Origin of the sequence: Rhizobium sp. 57MFTsu3.2, from assembly GCF_012932765.1 — a bacterium.
GTDB lineage: Bacteria > Pseudomonadota > Alphaproteobacteria > Rhizobiales > Rhizobiaceae > Rhizobium > Rhizobium altiplani.
The window spans coordinates 25,214-44,412 of record NZ_JDWI01000003.1 but is presented as its reverse complement, the minus strand read 5'-3'; the positions used below and the strand labels follow the sequence as shown (position 1 = coordinate 44,412).

General features: G+C 58.7%; 17 protein-coding genes. 7 read left to right on the top strand and 10 right to left on the bottom strand.

The window, feature by feature from the left end; genetic code table 11:
- The first annotated feature begins 245 nt into the window (after positions 1–245).
- Positions 246–1,244, top strand: coding sequence for a glycine betaine ABC transporter substrate-binding protein (locus AF71_RS04335; protein ID WP_062371170.1), 999 nt, complete (start codon positions 246–248; stop codon positions 1,242–1,244).
- Between the two features lie 172 nt (positions 1,245–1,416).
- Positions 1,417–1,764 carry a hypothetical protein gene (locus AF71_RS04330; RefSeq protein ID WP_169680161.1) on the top strand — a complete coding sequence of 116 codons (348 nt, stop codon included), beginning with the start codon at positions 1,417–1,419 and terminating at the stop codon, positions 1,762–1,764.
- 7 nt (positions 1,765–1,771) lie between these two features.
- Here AF71_RS04330 and AF71_RS04325 read toward each other — a convergent pair whose 3' ends face one another.
- Together AF71_RS04325 and AF71_RS04320 are read right to left on the bottom strand one after the other, a co-directional pair.
- Positions 1,772–1,927, bottom strand: coding sequence for an entericidin A/B family lipoprotein (locus AF71_RS04325; RefSeq protein WP_007788385.1), 156 nt, complete (start codon positions 1,925–1,927; stop codon positions 1,772–1,774).
- A gap of 88 nt (positions 1,928–2,015) precedes the next feature.
- Positions 2,016–2,957 (bottom strand): LysR family transcriptional regulator, encoded by a 942-nt coding sequence (locus tag AF71_RS04320; protein WP_025660718.1) that lies wholly within the window; start codon positions 2,955–2,957, stop codon positions 2,016–2,018.
- A 324-nt stretch (positions 2,958–3,281) separates the two neighbouring features.
- Here AF71_RS04320 and AF71_RS04315 point away from each other — a divergent pair, with 324 nt between their 5' ends.
- The 5 genes from AF71_RS04315 (at position 3,282) to AF71_RS04295 (ending at position 7,839) form a co-directional block, all read left to right on the top strand.
- On the top strand, positions 3,282–4,082 hold the full coding sequence (locus tag AF71_RS04315) for a methyltransferase domain-containing protein (protein WP_169680159.1): 801 nt from the start codon (positions 3,282–3,284) through the stop codon (positions 4,080–4,082).
- A 325-nt stretch (positions 4,083–4,407) separates the two neighbouring features.
- Entirely contained in the window at positions 4,408–4,635 is a 228-nt protein-coding gene (locus AF71_RS04310) for a hypothetical protein (protein WP_169680157.1), read from the top strand.
- 194 nt (positions 4,636–4,829) lie between these two features.
- The gene (locus tag AF71_RS04305) at positions 4,830–5,984 is read left to right on the top strand and encodes a glycosyltransferase (protein WP_169680155.1); all 1,155 of its coding nucleotides are present in this window, start codon (positions 4,830–4,832) and stop codon (positions 5,982–5,984) included.
- A 341-nt stretch (positions 5,985–6,325) separates the two neighbouring features.
- Complete coding sequence (locus tag AF71_RS04300) at positions 6,326–6,523, top strand: hypothetical protein (protein WP_169680153.1); 198 nt, start codon at positions 6,326–6,328, stop codon at positions 6,521–6,523.
- A gap of 296 nt (positions 6,524–6,819) precedes the next feature.
- On the top strand, positions 6,820–7,839 hold the full coding sequence (locus AF71_RS04295; RefSeq protein WP_018854697.1) for a GlxA family transcriptional regulator: 1,020 nt from the start codon (positions 6,820–6,822) through the stop codon (positions 7,837–7,839).
- Between the two features lie 15 nt (positions 7,840–7,854).
- Here AF71_RS04295 and AF71_RS04290 read toward each other — a convergent pair whose 3' ends face one another.
- The 8 genes from AF71_RS04290 to AF71_RS04255 form a co-directional block, all read right to left on the bottom strand.
- Positions 7,855–9,186, bottom strand: coding sequence for a diguanylate cyclase (locus AF71_RS04290; RefSeq protein WP_169680151.1), 1,332 nt, complete (start codon positions 9,184–9,186; stop codon positions 7,855–7,857).
- Positions 9,187–9,371: 185 nt separating this feature from the next.
- Entirely contained in the window at positions 9,372–10,202 is an 831-nt protein-coding gene (locus tag AF71_RS04285; protein ID WP_169680149.1) for a response regulator, read from the bottom strand.
- 145 nt (positions 10,203–10,347) lie between these two features.
- Positions 10,348–12,861: an FAD-dependent oxidoreductase gene (locus AF71_RS04280; protein ID WP_113470949.1), complete on the bottom strand. Its 2,514-nt coding sequence runs from the start codon at positions 12,859–12,861 to the stop codon at positions 10,348–10,350.
- A gap of 207 nt (positions 12,862–13,068) precedes the next feature.
- Positions 13,069–13,332 carry a hypothetical protein gene (locus AF71_RS04275; RefSeq protein WP_018854694.1) on the bottom strand — a complete coding sequence of 88 codons (264 nt, stop codon included), beginning with the start codon at positions 13,330–13,332 and terminating at the stop codon, positions 13,069–13,071.
- 121 nt (positions 13,333–13,453) lie between these two features.
- On the bottom strand, positions 13,454–16,000 hold the full coding sequence (locus AF71_RS04270) for a mechanosensitive ion channel family protein (RefSeq protein ID WP_026371451.1): 2,547 nt from the start codon (positions 15,998–16,000) through the stop codon (positions 13,454–13,456).
- A gap of 82 nt (positions 16,001–16,082) precedes the next feature.
- Entirely contained in the window at positions 16,083–16,640 is a 558-nt protein-coding gene (locus tag AF71_RS04265; protein WP_018854692.1) for a DUF924 family protein, read from the bottom strand.
- Between the two features lie 40 nt (positions 16,641–16,680).
- The gene (locus AF71_RS04260; RefSeq protein ID WP_026371450.1) at positions 16,681–18,120 is read right to left on the bottom strand and encodes an MFS transporter; all 1,440 of its coding nucleotides are present in this window, start codon (positions 18,118–18,120) and stop codon (positions 16,681–16,683) included.
- Between the two features lie 182 nt (positions 18,121–18,302).
- Positions 18,303–19,166: a cysteine hydrolase gene (locus AF71_RS04255; RefSeq protein WP_245267893.1), complete on the bottom strand. Its 864-nt coding sequence runs from the start codon at positions 19,164–19,166 to the stop codon at positions 18,303–18,305.
- Between the last annotated feature and the right edge of the window lie 33 nt (positions 19,167–19,199).

Here is a 19,199-nt window from a genome sequence, read left to right as displayed (position 1 = left end):
GCATTTTCCGGCTTTGGGACGCTCGTGGTAACCTTTTGGTGGGGCTGGCAATACGTTTTCAAATCAGACGCTTAGACTTCACGCCTCATGCACAGAAGAACGATTGATTTCCACAGCCGAACGCGTAGGCTGCCATTCCAAGGCATCAAGACGAGCGCCACAGCAATAGCCGGACAAACAGGATAAAGATCTCCGCAAGACGCGGAACGCCTAGTTGTGGCGGGGCAGCAAGAATGGGAAGGCAAATGAGATCTCTCTGCACGTCGATCCTGCTCGCCGCAGGAATCTGTGCGGCCGCTACGACTGCGCAGGCTGCCGAATGCGGCAACGTCACCATCGCTGAAATGAAGTGGGCTTCGGCGGGTATTGCGGCCAACTTCGACAGGTTCATTCTTGAGAAGGGTTATGGCTGCTCTGTCAAAATCGTCCCGGGCGACACGATGCCGACCTTCCTGTCGATGAACGAGAACGGTGAGCCGGATATCGCTTCGGAGTTCTGGATCAATTCCGTCCGCACAGAACTCGACGGTGCGGTCAAGGAAGGCAGGCTGATCCTGGCGGCGGAAATCCTTTCGGAGGGAGCTGTCGAAGGCTGGTGGATACCCAAATTCGTCGCCGACGCTAACCCCAATATCCGCAGCGTACAGGATGCGCTCAAGCATCCGGAACTCTTCCCCGCGCCGGGAAATGCATCGCAGGGCGCCGTCTTTAGTTGCCCCGTCGGCTGGAGCTGTCAGATTTCGACATCCAACCTGTTCCGCGCGCTGGACGCCGAGAAGAGCGGGTTTCAGTTGATCGAAACCGGCAGCCCACAGGACCTTGATGATTCTATCGCAAACGCCTTCCAGAAAAAGGAGGGCTGGCTTGGCTATTACTGGGCACCCACGGCCGTCCTCGGCAAATACGACATGACGCGCCTGAGCTTCGGCGTGGGTCATGACAAGGCAGAATGGGATAAGTGCACATCTGTCCCCGGCTGCGCGCGGCCGCAGGTGAATTCCTATCCCGTCTCACGGGCCTTTACGATTGTCACCAAAGCCTTCGCCGACCGTGCCGGACCGGCCATGGATTACCTGAAGCTCCGCTCGTGGGACAATACGACAATCAACGAAGTGCTCGCCTGGCAGGATGACAACCACAAGAGCAACGAGGAAGCCACCGTCTACTTCCTCCAGAACTACGCCGCGCTATGGACCAAATGGGTTCCTGCCGATGTCGCGCAGAAGGTCAAGGCCGGGCTCTAGGAAGAGCAAAGCAATCGCTCACCAGACGGTGCAATATTCTTCGATTGGTCAGCGCAGGATTCGCGCAAGAGTGAGCGGGCAAAAGGAGCAGCCGTCTTCTGACGGTATCGGTTTCCTGTAAGCGGCGGCACCCAATCGTGCCAAGCTGCTTGCCCAGACGAAGAGAAAAAAGATGACATCCACCCCGTTTCCCGACCGCGACACAATCGCCTCGAAGCTTGCCAGCCTGGAGGAGCAGGAAAAATCCTACGTCTCCCTGCTGATGGAAAATGCGGCACAGGACGAGAACGTCATCGATGGTCTTCACCGTCACCTGAACAATGCCGCGAGCGCGCCATTCCTGAATACGCTGAAACTCGAGAGCCTTGGGAAATGGATTGGCGGCGCAGCGCCGGCCCGCCTGCAGATACGCCTCATGGAGGCAGCGAAATCAAGCCAGCACCCGGCCTATGCGGCGTTCCGGAGTGGGCTTTCGCGTTCCGGCGGGCTGGAAAGGGCCTACCCGCCGGCGGTGATCTGACGCCGTCTTACCTGGTGGCCGCGCGACCGACCGAACGACCTGCATCCTGAGTCGCGTTTACGGCATTTGCCGTGTCGCGACCGATGCCGCGGATTGTGTTTCCACACGAAGAAAGCACGAGCAGAATTGCGAGGGCGGAGCCGATCTTGGCCATTGTCGTCATTGCGAAATCCTTCTTTTCAATCGTCCACGCGCGGGCGACTCCGCGCGCATTAAACCCCGGAGGAAGAAAAGAGGTCCGTACTAAGTTGTCAAGCCGCTACGGCCTTGGCTTTTTCCGCAAAGGCAAAGCGGATGCTATCGGCTACCGCCCGCATCGGGTTGTTCATCTGTGACGCAGTGAGCAGCCTGATGTCGAAGGAACCGAGTTCGGGCAGCCCCTCCTGCACGCCGAGAATTGTCATCTCATCAGTGACATAGGAGCGCGGCAGGGGCGCGATCGCGAGGTCGGAAACGACGGCCGCTCGCTGGGCCATGGTGTGACCGCTAAGAAAAGCGACACGATAGCCGCGCTTCATTCGCTCAAGCTGAGACAGTGCCTCAGAGCGCCAAATGCAGCCATCCTCCCAGATCGAGATCGGCAGCGGATCGCGGCGGTGCGCCGTACCACATTTGGCACCGGCCCATACAAGCCTCTCGCGGAAGACGATCTCCCCATCCGTCGGCAGCGGACGCGTCGCGCAATTGATCAGTGCCAGGTCCAGGCGCTGCTCTTCCATGCGCTTCTTGAGGCCGATGCTCATGTCAATGGTGACATCGACCATGATGCTCGGGAAACTCTCGGCGAAGCTTTTCAGGATATTCGGCAGCAGCCGTTCGCCGATATCTTCAGGCGCGCCGAGCCGCACCACGCCGCTCAGCTCGGGCATGATGAACCGCGAGACGGCCTCGTTCGACAGAGCGAGGATGTTGCGCGCGTAGGAGAGCAGCACTTCGCCATGCTGGGTCAGACTGACCGATCGCGCATCACGCAGAAACAGCGTGGCGCCGAGTTGCTCTTCCAGCTTCTTGATCTGCATGGATACCGCCGACGGCGTCCGATAGACGGCTTCCGCGGCCGTGGAAAAATTGCCGGTCTCTGCAATGGCAACGAAGGTGCGCAGCACGTCGTTGTCAAGCAAAGGAATGGGACGGCGAAAGGGAATACTCATCGTCACATCTTTCAATTTTTCTGAATTTGACTTCCATATCATTTTGTTTGATTGAAAGTCAACCCGACAATACCCTTGGTTCATAGCGGCTAGTACTGATGAAAGGAGGCCGCGATGAACACGCTCATTGTAATCTTCGACATCTTCTACGCATTCAGATCTCGTCAGATCTCACGTCAGACACGCAATCGCACACGAGATCAGTTGGCTCGACTGCCGAGGCATCTCGCTGATGACCTCGACCTACAGGCACTAGGTATGACCGTCCCTCGCTGAAGATGCGAGCGCCGCCAGCGGCTTCAAAGACGCATCGAAAGGTTCTAATATACGCTCCGGGCGCGGCGACGGAGCGTAAGGACCATCGCGATGAACGATGCGTGTTTCCAAGGCGATATCCCTGCAGCATACGATCGGTATCTGGTGCCGATCCTGTTTGACCCTTATGCCGCCGATCTGGCGCAGCGCCTGGCATCGGTTCATCCGCACCGCGTTCTCGAAGTCGCAGCAGGGTCCGGGGCCCTCACGCGCGCGATATCGTCGGCGCTTCCACACGCCCAAATCATCGCCACCGATTTGAACCAGGCGATGCTGGATGTCGCCGCATTGAGACATTCTGGCGGGCATATCGCATGGCGACAGGCTGACGCGTTGAGCCTGCCCTTTCCCGATCACATCTTTGACACCGTCACATGCCAGTTCGGCGTCATGTTCTTTCCCGATAAGCAACGCGCCTACCGCGAAATCCTCCGCGTACTCAAGCCGAAAGGGACCTTCCTCTTCAGCACCTGGGACTCCCTCGAGAGCAACGCCTTCGCAAAGTTCATGATGACTGAGACGGATGCATTGTTTCCAGAAGATCCGCTGGACTTCTTCCGGCGAACGCCGCACAGCTATTTTGATGCCGAGGCGATCCTCTCGGAACTCGAACGGGCCGGATTCGAGTCGGCCGCTTTCACCAAGGTCGAAAAGACTGCCCATGCGTCCTCGGCAAGGGACGCCGCAACCGCCTTCTGCAAGGGCAGCCCGCTCCGCATGGAAATCGAAGCCCGCAACCCGAAATTCGACGTCGTGGCACGAGTCACGGCGGCTCTCGAGCAGGCTTTCGGCAAAGGTCCGATCGAAGGGCCGATGTCAGCGCTGGTGTTCATCGCCGAGGCGCCACGGTAGATATCACGCGCACGGCAGCCGCTCATTGTGCCGACGCGCGAAGGCGCGCACCAAAACACGGCTCGTCCGACAATGCCTCGAATTGTCGGAACATCCGATGCTAGGAGGCGTTCCTTCTGGGCAACGCACGCTTTGCTTTGTCGTTGCGCTGACTGCGTTTCCCTCAACTGCAGTCGCAGAGGCCCGGCGCTGTCCAAACCAGCACCGGGCTTTGTCCGCTCATCTCGACGATCTCCCCTCCATCTATTTCAGTAATGACTAAAATAAAACTTGAAATCGCCGCGTCGGAAACGATGATGCTTGCTGTCAGCTAGGAGGGGCGTTGATGTCACAGTATCAGGAGACGCGGCGGTTCAAATGCACGGGCGGCGCAGGAAATCCCTGCATTGTCATCGAACAGATCAGGGTTGCCGATGAAGCCATCCCTAGGCCCAGAACCGATTACATGACAATGGATGGCGAGGTCGCCAATCGCCTCGACAAGAAGCACTTCCTGATCTTGATGAAGGATGAGGTTGTGAAGATCCAGAGGGCGCTGAGGAAGAAACACTGAGCCGGGGCCCGTCGGCATCGGCGTCGCGGCGGGCAAGCCGGTCCTCGTCGGCAGACAGATCCGGTGGATCTTCGCATGACTAAGGCGTCACCGTTGGGTAGATGTCATCATCGCGTCATCTGACGGTGATGTTTTGACTCACCGAGCGCTGAGACTCGTTTTCATTCCGGCGCTGTTCACCGCTGGAATGACTGATGCTGTATATCATTGCCGTCGCCGGTGCCCTGCTGGCAGCCAATACCCTCAGCCTTATGATCGCGGGATGGCGAATTCGGTCCCGCCAAGACAAGACGCCAAGTGTCGCTGTGCGTCCGCCTGTCTCGATCGTGATACCCCTTTGCGGCATAGAACAGTTCTCGCGGGAAACACTCGAAAGCGCGCTGATCCTGGATTGGCCCGACTACGAAGTCATTTTTTGCGTTGCAGACAAGGCCGATCCGATCATTGGTCTGGCGGAGAACACCCTCCGAGCAAGGCCGCTGGCAAATGCAAGGATTTTGATCGGGGATGACCGCATCAGCGCAAATCCGAAACTCAACAACTGCGTCAAGGGCTGGAGCGCGGCGGCGCATGAATGGGTCGTCCTTGCCGATTCCAATGTCCTGATGCCGGCGAACTATCTCGCACGCCTTATGGCCGCATGGCGACCCGACAGCGGCCTCGTTTGCTCGACGCCACTTGGCTCCCGTCCGAGCGGATTTTGGGCGGAGGTCGAATGTGCTTTTCTCAACACCCACCAAGCCCGTTGGCAATATGCCGGGGAAGCGCTTGGATTCGGCTTCGCGCAAGGCAAGAGCATGCTCTGGCAAAAGACGATCCTCGACGCCCACGGTGGCATCCAAGCCCTTGCGGCCGAGATCGCAGAAGACGCCGCCGCCACAAAGCTGGTCAACAGCATGGGCCTCAAGGTGCATCTCATCGCCGGACCATTCGAGCAGCCCCTAGGCAGAAGGACCTTCCGCGAGCTCTGGGCCAGGCAGTCTCGTTGGGCGCGGCTGAGACGCGTCACTTTCCCGCACTTCTTCGCGCCGGAGATCCTGCTTGGCGTAGTTCCTCCCCTATTGCTGGGCCTGAGCGCTGCCGTCGTTTCCGGCACCAGTCTCGTTACTACAACCCTGGCAGTCTTATGCACCGCCTACGCGCCGGAACTTATTCTTGCAGCCCGCAAGCATTGGCACCTATCCCTGCTGTCACTCCTCGCAATGGCTACCCGCGATGTCTTGCAGCCAGCGATCTGGACACGGAGTTGGTTGAGAGGCAGTTTCGATTGGCGCGGAAACATTATGGTGATCAGATCGCAGGAATCGCGCCTGGAGGGTGGAGTAGCCGAACCGATTGCAGGCCCCTAAACTAGGGCAATCGACATACCGCGGCGGCCGCCAGCCGCCCAAGTTGCCCTCGGGACATATGAATCCGCCCCGCCAGATCGGCCACTGTTCCGCCGGCAGCGCTGTGCCCGCATCTCCCTTTAGATCAACACCATGCGTGGCGGCTCCTCCCCGCGCCGCCGGTAGGCACGACGCCCCTCGAATTGAATTGGCCGTGTCGGCAGATATCCAATCCGCCGCGCGTCGCCATCGTTCAAAATCACTGATGATATCCATAAATGCTATTCGTTTGATTGATGGGACGAAAACACCCATATTTTACTCATCAAACAAGGCGTCATCCGACGAAGAAAGGAACGGCTATGACGACGATTACCTTCAGGCACACCAAGGCGTCCTCAAGCGAAGCTCATGCGCATATTGTCGACTATGCCCGCAAGCTGGTTCATGCTTGGCACCGGTGGCAGGCCGCCCGCGAAATCGAATCCATGCCCTTCGACATGCGTAAGGACATTGGCTGGCCGTCGGCGGATGGCGCGGATGAACGCAAGGTTATGTAATGAATCCGACATTCCTCCCCGCGTGAGAGCGGCGCCCGCCTTCGTGCAGCGCCGCTTTCTCCGTCTTTAGGGGCTCCTAATTAAATCTTGAATTTCAGACACATATATTTTCTTCGAGCGCCTTTTTCGAACTTTTGAAGAACGCAAACGTCATTTGACCATCGTCAATTTCAGCAATGTCGCAAATTTGCTCTTTGCGGCCGCATTTATCCATGAGAATGTCGCTTTCAGGATATCGAAACGACGTATTCCAAGCAACGAATAGTGCATTCGCACCTCCAGCACGGATTTGTCTCATGAACAAGATGTCGCACAAGCAACGCTCTCTCGTCTTCTTCATGGTTCCGCAGTTTACGATGCTGCCCTTTTCAGCGGCGATCGATACCCTGCGCATAGCCAACCGCATGCTCGGCTACCAGGCCTACACGTGGCGGCTGACCTCGGTTGACGGGCAGAAGGTCTATTCTTCCTGCGGCATCGGCGTCGAGGCAAATACGTCGCTGGCCGATGAGCGCCGCAATCTCGGCGGCGAATATCGCCCGAGCATGGTGCTGGTCTGTTCCGGCATCGATGTCGAAGACTTCAACAACAAGTCCGTCAGTGCTTGGTTGCGCGAATCCTACAACCGCGGCGTCGCCGTCGGCAGCCTTTGTACCGGCGCGCACATCCTCGCACAGGCGGGGCTTCTGAACGGCAAGCGCTGTGCTATCCACTGGGAAAACCTGCCGGGCTTTTCGGAAGCCTTTCCGCAGGCCGAGGTCTATGCCGATCTCTATGAAGTGGACAGTAATCTCTACACCTGCGCCGGCGGCACGGCGTCGCTGGACATGATGCTGAATCTGATCGGCCAGGATTTCGGCGAAACGCTGGTGAACCGGGTCTGCGAGCAGCATCTGACGGATCGCGTCCGCAGCCCGAACGATCGCCAGCGCCTGCCGCTGCGCGCGCGCCTCGGCGTCCAGAATGCCAAGGTTCTCTCCATCATCGAACTGATGGAAGGCAACCTCTCCGAACCGCTCTCGCTGCTTGAGATCGCGGACGGCGTCGACCTGTCACGCCGCCAGATCGAGCGGTTGTTCCGTCAGGAAATGGGGCGCTCGCCGGCGCGGTATTATCTGGAAATACGGCTTGATCGCGCCCGCCACCTGCTGGTGCAGTCCTCCATGCCGGTCGTCGAAGTCGCCGTCGCCTGTGGCTTCGTTTCGGCCTCACACTTCTCCAAGTGTTATCGCGAACTCTATCATCGCTCGCCGCAACAGGAGCGCGCAGAACGCAAGATGACGATGGCAACCGCACGCCAGGCTATCGCCGCGTGATCTCAGCCCGGGCGGCTATTGAGCCGCCTCCGCCGTCATCCGCGCGTCGGAATAGACCTGATTGCGCCCTTTGTGCTTGGCCATATAGAGAAACTGGTCGGCGGCATTGAGATAGTTGTCGAAGGTTTCATAGTCGGAAATCTCGGCAACGCCGATCGACACGGTGACGGAAAGCTCCTCGTCATCGGCCATCACCTTCATGCGAGAGATATCCGACCGTATCTCATCACACAGCTTGCTCGCGGCCATTGAATCCATCATCGGGAACAAGATCGCAAACTCCTCACCACCGAGGCGCGAAAGAAGGTTGTCGCTTCCCTCGAAGATCGTTGCAAGCCGGTCTGCGACCGCCTTCAGCACCTCGTCTCCGATCTCGTGCCCGTATGTATCGTTCAACCGCTTGAAATGATCGATGTCGAGGATCGCGACAGCGGCCGCGGTCTTCTGGCGCAGGCAGTCATTCACCAGCTTGGGCCCGAGATCGTAGAAGTAGCGGCGATTGTAGAGGCCAGTGAGGTAGTCGCAGGCCGCAGCCGCCCGAAGCTGCTTCAGCTGCGCCAAAGTCTCGACGTTGTTGGCGACCCGGCACTGCAGTTCCTCAGCCACGAACGGCCTATAGAGAAAATCCGAAGCGCCGGCCTTCAGAAAGCTCGCAGAGAGCAGGCGATCGCTCGAAGATGAAACCCCGATGATCCGCAGCCGATCAGAGCCGAAGTGCCGCCGTATCCGCCGCGTCAGCTCGCAACCGCTCATGTCGGGCATATGATGATCAGTGATGACGACCTCGATATCGTCGTAGGTCTCAAGCGCGGCGAAGGCCTCGAGGCCGGAAGCGGCTTCCACAACCGTATACTGTTGCGCTTCGAGCAACCCGACCAGGAGTTCGCGCGCGGAAGGGACATCGTCGACCACGAGCACCCGTATCTTCCTGTTCGATAATGCCCGCCTGACGCTGGCAACAACGCTATCGAGCGCGAACTCGTTGTCTTTCAGCACATAGTCGATGACATTGCGCTCCATGATGCGATTGCGCGTATCGAGGTCGAAAGTGGCGGTGAAGACAATGGTCGGGATACTGGCCAGTATGGTGCAGTCGAGCGCCTCGCCATAGGGTGCGTCCGGCAAATTGAGGTCGACAATCGCCATTGTGTAATCGTTTGGCGACTGGGCGATCGTCTCTTCGAGGATTTTCAGGGAGGCGCACGGTTTGACGTTCAGGCCGAGTTCTGCATGAAGCCGGTGGCACAGAACCGCTGAAAACATCCGGGAATCTTCAACTAGGAGCACCCGCTGGCCACCAAAACGTGGTCCGAATCCATCCCGATGGAGATCCTCCTGGAACGCCATTCACTCCTATCCCCCAGAAAGCCGCCGCAGTCCGAATCGACCGTCTTCTCGACTTTTATGAAGATAACTCACAGAAACACGCCTGAGAAGATATCGAGACTTGGCAACACCGGAAATTGCATAAATCTCCGTTTCCGGGGGCGTGAATGCCGTCCCATCTACAATCCTCGAGCGCAGGAAGTGCGTCAGGCAACGGCCCGCTCCCTGCGCATCAACTGGATCTGCAGCAGCGTGTCGAGGTTCTGGTTGACGCGGCAGTAGAACTCTTCGTCGATGAATGGGCGCAGCATGAAGTCGTTACCGCCGGCTTTGAGGAACCGCGCCGACAGCAGCCGGTTGGACGATGACGACACGCCGATGATGCGCAACTCGTGCGAGCCGATGTTGGCGCGTATGCGTCGCGTCAGCTCGAAGCCATCGATATCGGGCATGTTGTAGTCGGTGATCATCAAGCCGATGTCGCTATTCGCCTTGAGGATTTCGAGCGCCTTGGCGCCGCTTTCCGCGGTGTTGACCCGGAAATTGTAGCGCTTGAGGCGGCTCGAGAGCAGCGCGCGGGCCGTAGCGCTGTCATCGACAATCAGAACATGATGACGATGATTGGTAAGGAAGCGGCAGATCGATTCGGCAAGAAGATCAACCGCGAAGACATTGTCCTTGAGGATGTAATCGACGATGTCCTTGGCGATCAGCTTGTCGCGCATACCTTCTTGGAACGTGCCGGTGAAGACGATGGTCGGGATGCTGAGATCGACCAGATATTCCAATGCTTCGCCATTTTCGGCACCGGGCAGATTGATGTTGGAAATGGCAAGCGTGATCGGGTCGGTGGACTTGTCATATGACAGCTGCAGCTCTTCGAAACTCCGGCAGATCTCCACGTCGATATCGAAAAGCTCCTTCAGCCGCCTGCCGATCATCGATGTGAAGACATTGGAATCCTCGGCGAGAATAATGCGCGCACCGGCAAACATGCCTCCGGAATATTGCATTCCTGAAATACCCAAAAACGCCATTTCGAAACCTTTTGATAAAATAGTATCCCCGCTTCAAAGCGGTACAGTAGCCGGTTTGAATAAGTATTAATCGGCTGCGGTCACTGACCAACAAAAAGGCGGCCACGAGGGCCGCCCTGACTTTCTTCGAAACATGCTTAAAGGACTATGCCCTCAGCGCGGCGTTGTCCGGATCGAAGGGGCTCTCGCCGACGACGGTGGCGTTGTACGTCGTGCCGAGGATCTTGATCTTCAGCTTCGTGCCTTCCTTGGCGTAGTCGGGACGCAGCATCGCCAGCGCCAGCGACCGATTGATGCGGAAGCCGAAGGTGCCGTTTGTCGCACGTCCGACGAGCTCGCCAGCCTCGTTGTAGATGGCTTCGGAACCGCGGGCATCGACATCGTTGCCGGTCTCGACGACGAGGGTCGCGAAGTTCCACTTCAGCCCCTTGTCCTTGTAGGCCAACAGCCCCTCACGACCGAGGAACTCCTTCTCCGGCTTGATGAAGCGATCAAGCGCCGATTCATAGGCGTTGTACTCGATCGACATCTCGCGGGGGATGAGACGGTAGGACTTCTCGATCGACATCGACAGCATCGCGCGAATACCGAACGGCTTGATGCCGAATTCGGCCCCGGCTTCCATCAGCTTGTCGAAGATGTAGTTCTGCATCTCGATCGGATGATGCAATTCCCAGCCAAGCTCGCCGACGAAATTGACGCGCAGCGCATGTGCGCTCGCAACGCCGATCGAGATCTCCTTGCCCGACAACCACGGGAAGTCCTTGTTCTCAAGGCTCGTCCGCGTGAGCTTCTTGAGCAGGTCACGCGACTTGGGACCGGCAAGCACCAGCACACCGAGTCGCTGCGTGATCTGCTGCAGCCGAACGGAACCATCGGTCGGCGCGAGCCTGCGCAAATAGTCATGGTCGTGCGCCTCGTAGGCGCCGGCTGACACAAGGTAGAAGCGGTTCGGAGCCCATTCATAGACCGTGAACTCGGCGCGAACGCCACCGTGAACCGTCAGCATGTGGCAGAGCGCGATGCGACCGCGCTTCTTCGGGATGGCGTTGGCAAAGATCGATTCCAACCAGGCGCGTGCGCCGGGGCCGGAGACTTCCATCTTGGCGAAGGCGGACATGTCGAGCACACCGACATTCTTGTGCACATTCATGACTTCGGTGCCGACATGCTCGAAGTAGTTCGAGCGCCGGAACGACCAGCGTTCAAGGATGCGACCATCCTCTTCAGGATCGGAGTGATTATGGTTGGTGAGGACATCCTCGCCAACGCCAATCTGATCCTTCGGCAGGTCGTAGCCTTCAGGTGCAAACCAGTTGGCGCGCTCCCAGCCATAGACGGAACCGAAAACAGCACCCAGCTTCTTCAGGCGATCGTAGACCGGCGTCGTCTTCAGCGGACGAGCGGCACCGCGCTCTTCATCGGGATAGTGCATGGTGAAGACGTTGGCGTAGGCCTCTTCGTTCTTGGCGATGAGGTAGCCTTCGGTCGCATAGGGACCGAAACGACGCGGATCGACGCCCATCATGTCGACGGTCGGCTCGCCATCCACGATCCATTCCGCCAACTGCCAACCGGCGCCACCGGCTGCGGTGATCCCGAAGGAGTGCCCCTCGTTGAGCCAGAAATTGCGGAGGCCCGGTGCGGGACCAACAATCGGGTTGCCATCGGGCGTATAGGCGATCGCGCCGTTATAGACCTTCTTGATGCCGACTTCACCAAAAGCAGGGACGCGGGCGATCGCGGTCTCGATATGCGGCATCAGGCGATCGAGCTCTTCCTGGAAGAGTTCGTACTCGCTCTCATCCGACGGACCGTCGACGTAACAGACTGGCGCGCCGTGCTCGTACGGCCCGAGAATGAGGCCGCCATTCTCTTCGCGCATGTACCAGGCGCTGTCGGATTCGCGGAGCACGCCCATCTCCGGCAGGCCCTTGGCCTTGCGCTCGAGGATCGCCGGATGCGGCTCGGTGACGATATACTGGTGCTCGACCGGGATAACCGGAATGTTGATCCCGACCATCTCTCCGGTCTTGCGGGCAAAGTTGCCGGTACAGGAGATGATGTGCTCTGCCGTGATCTCGCCCTTGTCCGTCGTCACCTTCCAGAGACCATCATGCTGCTGCTCGATCGCGGTGACTGTGGTGTTGCGATAGATCGTGGCACCGCGGTCGCGCGCACCCTTGGCGAGCGCCTGGGTCAGATCTGCAGGCTGGATGTAGCCGTCATCGGGATGCTGGATCGCGCCGAGGAGACCATCCGTCTCGCAGAGCGGCCAAATCTCCTTGACCTGCTCCGGCGTCAGTACGTTGACCTTGACGCCAATCGTCTCCGCGATGCCGGCATAGTACATGTACTCGTCCCAGCGATCCTTGGTGCGCGCCAGACGAATGTTGGAAACCTGGCTGAAACCGACATTCATGCCGGTTTCCTTTTGAAGCTCCTGATAGAACCGAACCGAGTACTTGTGGATCTGGCCGACCGAGTAGCTCATGTTGAACAAAGGCAGCAGACCCGCGGCATGCCATGTCGAACCGGAGGTCAGTTCCTTGCGTTCGATCAGGACGACATCGTCCCAGCCCTTCTTGGCGAGGTGATAAAGCGTCGAAACGCCAACGACGCCGCCGCCGATGACCACTGCGCGCGCATGTGTCTTCATGGAGAATTACCCTCTGTTCTACTAACCTGTCCGACGAATGCCGCCGACGGAAATCGCCTTAGCGAACTATGCAGCGAGGCCGGGCTTGCCAAATGCCTGTTTACGACATGCGAAAAGCTTGCCGCGACTGCATGCAAATAGGCAAGCCGCAAAAGGCCTTTGGTCGAAAATCCGTGGACAAAAATTGTGATCAGAGCGCGCCGTCGTTCACTTTACGACGGCCGATCCCTTGATGATGTCGATCGTTTCGCCGCCATCGAGCCCGATGCGATCACCGTCAGGCGTTGTGATGAAGCAGCCCGACTGGCAGAACGTCTCGGATGCACCAGGATCGAGCACGAGCTGCATCTTGTGACCGCCCTCGGAAAGGACGATCACAACAGCGGCGCTATCGGTATTGGTGATGGAAGCTGCGTGAGTTTGGCCTACGGCCATGAGCAAAAAAAGCAGTACGACGGCAAATCTTGCCATGCAGTGCGGCGCGGATGTTGCGCCCTCCCTCGGAGCGTCTCGGCGCTGCTGCCCCCAGCAGCGAAAACCCGATTGCAGGCGTTATACGGCGACCGCTCTGAACGATCGCTGAACAACGCCTTTACCCCTTGAGATTGCCATCAGCCGACTTACCGCGCAACCGGCGCACAGTGCCGGCCTCGTCGTCCATTTCGCTCGTCTCGGAGACATCTTCGATCTTCGCCGGCGCCTTGCTTGCGGGAGTTGCCCCTCCGACTTGGTCCGGCTGGCGATGGAATACGACATCGCTTTGCGGAAGCGGGATTTGGACGCCCTCCTCCCTGAATCTCTTGAGGATCGCGATCCGGAGATCGTTCCGGACCTTCAGGCCGTCCCCCATGTCAGCAAGCATGAAGCGAAGCTCGAAATCCAGCGAATACGGCCCGAAGCGAAGGAACTCGACATGCGGCTCAGGATTGCGCAGGACGACAGGCACGGCATTCACCAGCTCCAGCAGGATGTCCATCACCTTCTGCGGATCGGAATCGTAGCTCACCGAAACCGGAATTTCGGAGCGCCCCATCTTGTTGCGATGGGTCCAGTTACCGACCGATGCGTTGATCAGCTCGGAATTCGGCACGATGATCGACTGCTTTCGGAATGTCTCGATCTCGGTTGCGCGCACGGAGATGCGCTTCACGATGCCCTCAGCGGTACCGGAAACTACGTGGTCGCCGACCTTGAACGGCCGTTCTACGAGCAAAATCAGACCGGAAACGAAGTTCGACACGATGTTCTGGAGGCCGAAACCGATGCCGACCGAAAGCGCCGAGGCAACGAGCGCGAGGTTTGAGAGGTCGATGCCCGCAGCGGAAACGCCGACAATCGCCGCAAGACCAACGCCAAGGTAGCCGATTCCTGTCTTGACCGAATTTCGAACGCCGAGGTCGACGTGGCTCCGCGCCATGACGTTGCTGTCGAGCCAGCGCTGGATCCAGCGCGTCAGCAGGTAGCCGCCTGCAAAGAGAAGGACACCAGTCATTATCCCGACCAGCGAAATGCTGATCCCACCCAGCCTGACCTCCGTGAGAAGGCGATAGGCGATAAGTTCAAGATCCTGGATGTGGAAGCCCCACAGGAGCAGCACCAGCGGAATCCCAACTATCAGCGCGACGGCCGAGATGCACATGCCAACCAACAGGCCCGCTTGGTCGATGGCAACAGGGCCGAGTTTGAAACGCTTTTGGAGGAAACGACCAAGCGATGTCTCGCCAAAAGTCTCGCTGCGTGAAATCGCTTTGCCCGACAGGAGACCGATATAGGTCGTGACGATGATCGCGCCGGTGATGATCAACTGGGTCGCAACAAAGCGCGCAAGCCCGACATAACCAGTCAGCGCGGTTATGATCAGCCCCGCACCCAGGACGCGCAGAATGATCGCCATGCCCCGCGGCCAATGGCGTCCCGGCGCGTCAGGATCGCCATTTCGCGCCAGCATCGGCCTGCCAAACGAGGCAGCAATCAGAATGAAGCCGATGATCAATGCCGCAATCAAACTTTTGACCACGGTCAGGACGAGTGGGGACCCCATCGCCTCGCTGATGCTGCCGAAGAGGTAGTCAAGCGCATTGACGATGGCCATCGCGAGCAAGCAGGCTCCGATGGAACTCGCACCGCGGTTGGAAAGCTTGACGAGACGCCATTGCGGCTCCTTCGGTGCGAACACCGCATTGGTGAAACGCCTGACGAAATAGATCAACCCGATCGCACCGAAGAGCGCCCCGATGATCGGCGCGATATCCGGTCTCAGAACGTTGAAACTGTTGAGGAAGAAATAGGAGGTCACCAGGAGCGTAGTAAGCGCGAACGTCCGGATCAGCGTCGACCAGAAAGCAATCGAGAGACGATTGATATAGGAGGGCTGCTCGTCCGTTTCCTTACGCTGCAGGTAGCGACCGAAGATGCGGTAACCGCCGGACAACAGCACCAACGCCGTCACAAGCGACATGAAGATGGCCGCGAAGAACGCGAAAGCCTTGAACTTCAGTACAAATCCCAGCCAGCTTCCAAGGGCTTGGACAAACTCCGACCCCTCTTGGACGAAGGCGCGCGCCGCATCGTCAATAACAGAAACCGAGACATCGGTGCGTCGCAGCAAGGTCGCGGCGAAAAGCTGTCGGCGTGTTTCAGCGATAACGTTACCAAGCTTGCTGATGGAAGCAGACAGGGTCTCGGCATCACCGGTAACGGCGTTAATCTGGGCGCGCTCGGCCGTCAGGGCGTTGCGTTCGGTCGTAACGATCTCCGCTTCGGCCGGCTGCCCTTCCTTTGGTGGATCGCCTAGCTCGCCAAGGCGGTTCTTGATCTGGTCGAGCCGCGGCCGGAGGCCGACGGATATGTTGAGAACCGAGCGCCCAAGTTCGTCGGTCTTTCCGGCGAGAGCCACCAGCGCGTCGTCATCGTCGCCTTTCTGCCTTACGCCGTCCTCGAGCGCGACGAGGTCCTGCTTTGCCTTCTCCAGCGCCTTAGCGGCCTGCTCGATCGGACCGTCAGCAACTGAAGCCTGCTCGGTCGCCTGGGGCTGTTGCTCGGCCTGCGGTTGAGGCGCCTGCGCGCTTGCAAGGCTCGCGCCAACGGTCGCCAGCGCAGCGACTAGGAAAATGCGAAGCAAGAGTTGGGTCGGCCGCAAAATATCCCCGCTCGGAAGGTTCTGGATCAAAATTGGAGTCCAGTTTTTCATAAGAAAGAAAGGCAACAGAAAGGCGACGCGCTCAGAAGCCTGCACCCGGCTGTGCCAGATATTCTAGTTCTGCCACGGTCGATTGTCGTCCGACGATGGCGTTTCGATGCGGAAATCGACCGTGGGCGGCGATCACCTTATGGTGGCGAAGCGCATAGTCGATATATTCCTCATCGCCAAGCGCCCTGAACAGTGCCACGGCACGATCCTGCTCGGCCAGATCTTCGCAGTGCTCGAAGGGCATGTAAAAAAACGTCCGGCATTCCGGGCTGACCTGCTGGTCGGCGCCAGCTTCCACGGCAAGCTTTGCTTCCCGTAGCGCAAGCCCATCGGTGGCAAAGGCGAGCGGTGTCGTGCGGTAGATGTTGCGAGGAAACTGGTCCAGCACGATTACTGCGGCAAGCCTGCTGTGGGGCGTCGCACGCCACTCCTCCGACACGTCGCGCGAGAGCGCAAGATGCGTGTCGCGGAAGCGCTTGCGAATATCCCGATCAAGCGCCGTCGTCGCTTTGAACCATTGATCGCGGCCGCACTCCTCGAACCAGAAGTCGAAGACCTCCTGTGGCGTGCAGACATATCCGAGTTCCATATTTCCTCCCGCGAGAGCCGCCGGACTGCACGGCGGCCAACTATTTCGTGCCGATCTTGTGACCCGACACCTCGGCGCCTGCATCCGGCACCAGCCGCAGGAAGCTCACTGACGAGATGATGCCGATTGCGCCGACGACAAGAAACGCCCATCGGAAATCGACGAGCCCCGGCCCCTCGACACCGCGCAAGGCGACGGAGATGTTGAGCACCGCCGCCGCGATCGCCACGCCGAGCAACATCGAAATCTGCTGCAGCATGCTCGACAGAGTGGAAGCCGAACTGCGTTGTGCAGAACTGATATCGGCAAAGGCCAGTGTATTCAGTGCCGTGAATTCCATTGAGCGCGAGAGACCCGCGGTCATCAACAGCACGTAGATAACAATACGCGGCGTCTCGGGTACGAGAAAGCCGCAGGCGGCAATCGCCGATGCAGCAATCAACCCGTTGAAGAAGAGCACCGCGCGAAATCCAAACCTGGCGAGCAGCGGTGTCGTGACGACCTTCATGCCGAGGTTTCCGAGAAAGTAGACCAGCAGATAGGCACCCGCTTCGATCGAGCTCAATCCGAATCCGAGTTGGAAGAGGAGCGGCAAGAGGAAGGGCGTCGCGTTGATCGCGAGACGGCTCGCCGTCCCGCCTGAAAGGGTCGCGATCGCAAAGGTTTGCACTTTGAAGGCAGACAGATCGAGCAATGGATTGCTGACTCGCCGGAAATGCCGGGTCGCCATGACCGAGAGCACGAGCCCTGCCACCAGCATCAGCAAAATTGGTACCAGCCCGCCATGCCATTTCACCGAGAACTCAAGTGCTGCCAGCAGGAAGGTCAATCCGCCGCCGCTGAGAACGAAGCCAAGTAAATCCAGCCGCCCGGCATCTTCCTCGCGCTGTTCCGGCACGAAACGAAGAACCAGCGCCATGCCGAGCACCCCGATCGGCACATTGATGAGGAAGTTCCAATGCCAACTTGCGTAGGTGGTGATGAAGCTGCCGAGCAGCGGACCGACAACGGGAGCCGTCAGCGCCGGCCAGGTTATCAGCGCGATCGCCTGGACGAGCTCCGATTTGCGGGCATTCTTGAGGACAATGATCCGGCCGACCGGCGTCATCAGCGCACTGCCCGCGCCCTGCACCGCGCGGGCGATGACAAACTCCGCAAGCCCATCGGAGAGCCCACAGAAGAGCGATGCGATCGTAAAGACGGCGATCGAGGCCATGAAGACGCGCCGTGCGCCGTATCGATCCCCAAGCCATCCCGAAAGCGGAATGAAGGCCGCCATCGTCAGCATATAGACCGTGATGCCGATGCTCATGGATATCGGTTGAACGCCAAAACTCGCCGCCATCTGCGGCAATGAAGTGGTGACGATGGTGCCGTCGAGAATCTGCATGAAAAACGAAACGGCAACGACCAGCGCGACGATCTTTGCCCTGCGGATGCTCTCCACATCGTCTTTCTCAGTCGTCTGCATAGCTGTCATTGATCTGCCGATGTGGAATGGATGCATCCGGATAGAATGGACACAGAAGCGGGATCCGAGGCGTGCCGAACAGCACTACCGCTTGATAGGCCGATCGACGCAACCCGAAAAGAGAAAAATCCTGAGATCTCAGAGGATTTTGTGAGTAGGGGCACCGATCAGCGGCGGTTGCGGCTTGCCCCCTACCCGGCTTTTGCACTTCTGGATAAGGCGTCAATCACCGCCTCGGACTCCGCTGTCCAACCGAAGAGCAGCTCGATTGCGAGCAGCGACGCTTCATGGTTGCTGCGCATTGTGTCAGCCGCGATTAGTTCTGCCGTACAGTCCCTAAGCACGATGCAACGATAGTCGCGAAAAGTCGCGTCACGGACTGTGGACTCAACGCAGATGCTGGTCGTGGCACCGGTGAAGATGAGCGTGTTGATCCTCCTGGCGCGAAGGAGGGTATCGAGCGACGTTTCGAAAAATGCACTGTAGCGATGCTTGGAGATCACGGCGTCGCCTGGCTGGGGCTCGAGTTCCGGGATAATTGCAGTGTTCCAGGTATCGCGCACCAGGATTTGGCTTTGGATGCCGTTTGGGGCTACCACGGCTGCCCCGATATTCAGGCGCTTGTGCTTGATGCGATGCGGAGCATCTTCGTTACCGGCATCGGAAAGGTCCGCATTATGCTCTTGCCTGGTGTAGACGATGAGCAATGCGTTACGCCGCGCCGCTTCGAGCAACCGCGAAATCGGCTGAACGAGATGCGCGATGGGCGCGACGTCAAGGCCGGCGCGATCGAACATTCCACCACGGCAGCCGAAGTCGTTCTGCATATCGATGACCATGACGGCAGTCCGGCTAGGATCGAAGCTGACCGCTTCAGGGCGAGCAGCAATGGATAGCTGCATTTCCATTCCCATCCCTCCCAAATCGAGTAGCGTGGTGCTCGAGCTGCCCACAACCATAACACGCTGGAGTCTGCCCGCATCGACCACGGCAAGTCCAAACCCTCGGGAATAGAGCCGGCGACCATAACCGCATAAAGGCAGGATTTGATCCACCGCAACGCCACCTGAGAAAGAACTCGTTATACG

Coding starts and splice junctions, on each gene's coding strand:
- AF71_RS04325 (WP_007788385.1), bottom strand. CDS start 1,927: ATGACGACAATGGCCAAGATCGGCTCCGCCCTCGCAATTCTGCTCGTG.
- AF71_RS04295 (WP_018854697.1), top strand. CDS start 6,820: ATGAACAAGATGTCGCACAAGCAACGCTCTCTCGTCTTCTTCATGGTT.
- AF71_RS04280 (WP_113470949.1), bottom strand. CDS start 12,861: ATGAAGACACATGCGCGCGCAGTGGTCATCGGCGGCGGCGTCGTTGGC.
- AF71_RS04330 (WP_169680161.1), top strand. CDS start 1,417: ATGACATCCACCCCGTTTCCCGACCGCGACACAATCGCCTCGAAGCTT.
- AF71_RS04310 (WP_169680157.1), top strand. CDS start 4,408: ATGTCACAGTATCAGGAGACGCGGCGGTTCAAATGCACGGGCGGCGCA.
- AF71_RS04305 (WP_169680155.1), top strand. CDS start 4,830: ATGCTGTATATCATTGCCGTCGCCGGTGCCCTGCTGGCAGCCAATACC.
- AF71_RS04315 (WP_169680159.1), top strand. CDS start 3,282: ATGAACGATGCGTGTTTCCAAGGCGATATCCCTGCAGCATACGATCGG.
- AF71_RS04290 (WP_169680151.1), bottom strand. CDS start 9,186: ATGGCGTTCCAGGAGGATCTCCATCGGGATGGATTCGGACCACGTTTT.
- AF71_RS04260 (WP_026371450.1), bottom strand. CDS start 18,120: ATGACAGCTATGCAGACGACTGAGAAAGACGATGTGGAGAGCATCCGC.
- AF71_RS04275 (WP_018854694.1), bottom strand. CDS start 13,332: ATGGCAAGATTTGCCGTCGTACTGCTTTTTTTGCTCATGGCCGTAGGC.
- AF71_RS04300 (WP_169680153.1), top strand. CDS start 6,326: ATGACGACGATTACCTTCAGGCACACCAAGGCGTCCTCAAGCGAAGCT.
- AF71_RS04265 (WP_018854692.1), bottom strand. CDS start 16,640: ATGGAACTCGGATATGTCTGCACGCCACAGGAGGTCTTCGACTTCTGG.
- AF71_RS04320 (WP_025660718.1), bottom strand. CDS start 2,957: ATGATATGGAAGTCAAATTCAGAAAAATTGAAAGATGTGACGATGAGT.
- AF71_RS04335 (WP_062371170.1), top strand. CDS start 246: ATGAGATCTCTCTGCACGTCGATCCTGCTCGCCGCAGGAATCTGTGCG.
- AF71_RS04285 (WP_169680149.1), bottom strand. CDS start 10,202: ATGGCGTTTTTGGGTATTTCAGGAATGCAATATTCCGGAGGCATGTTT.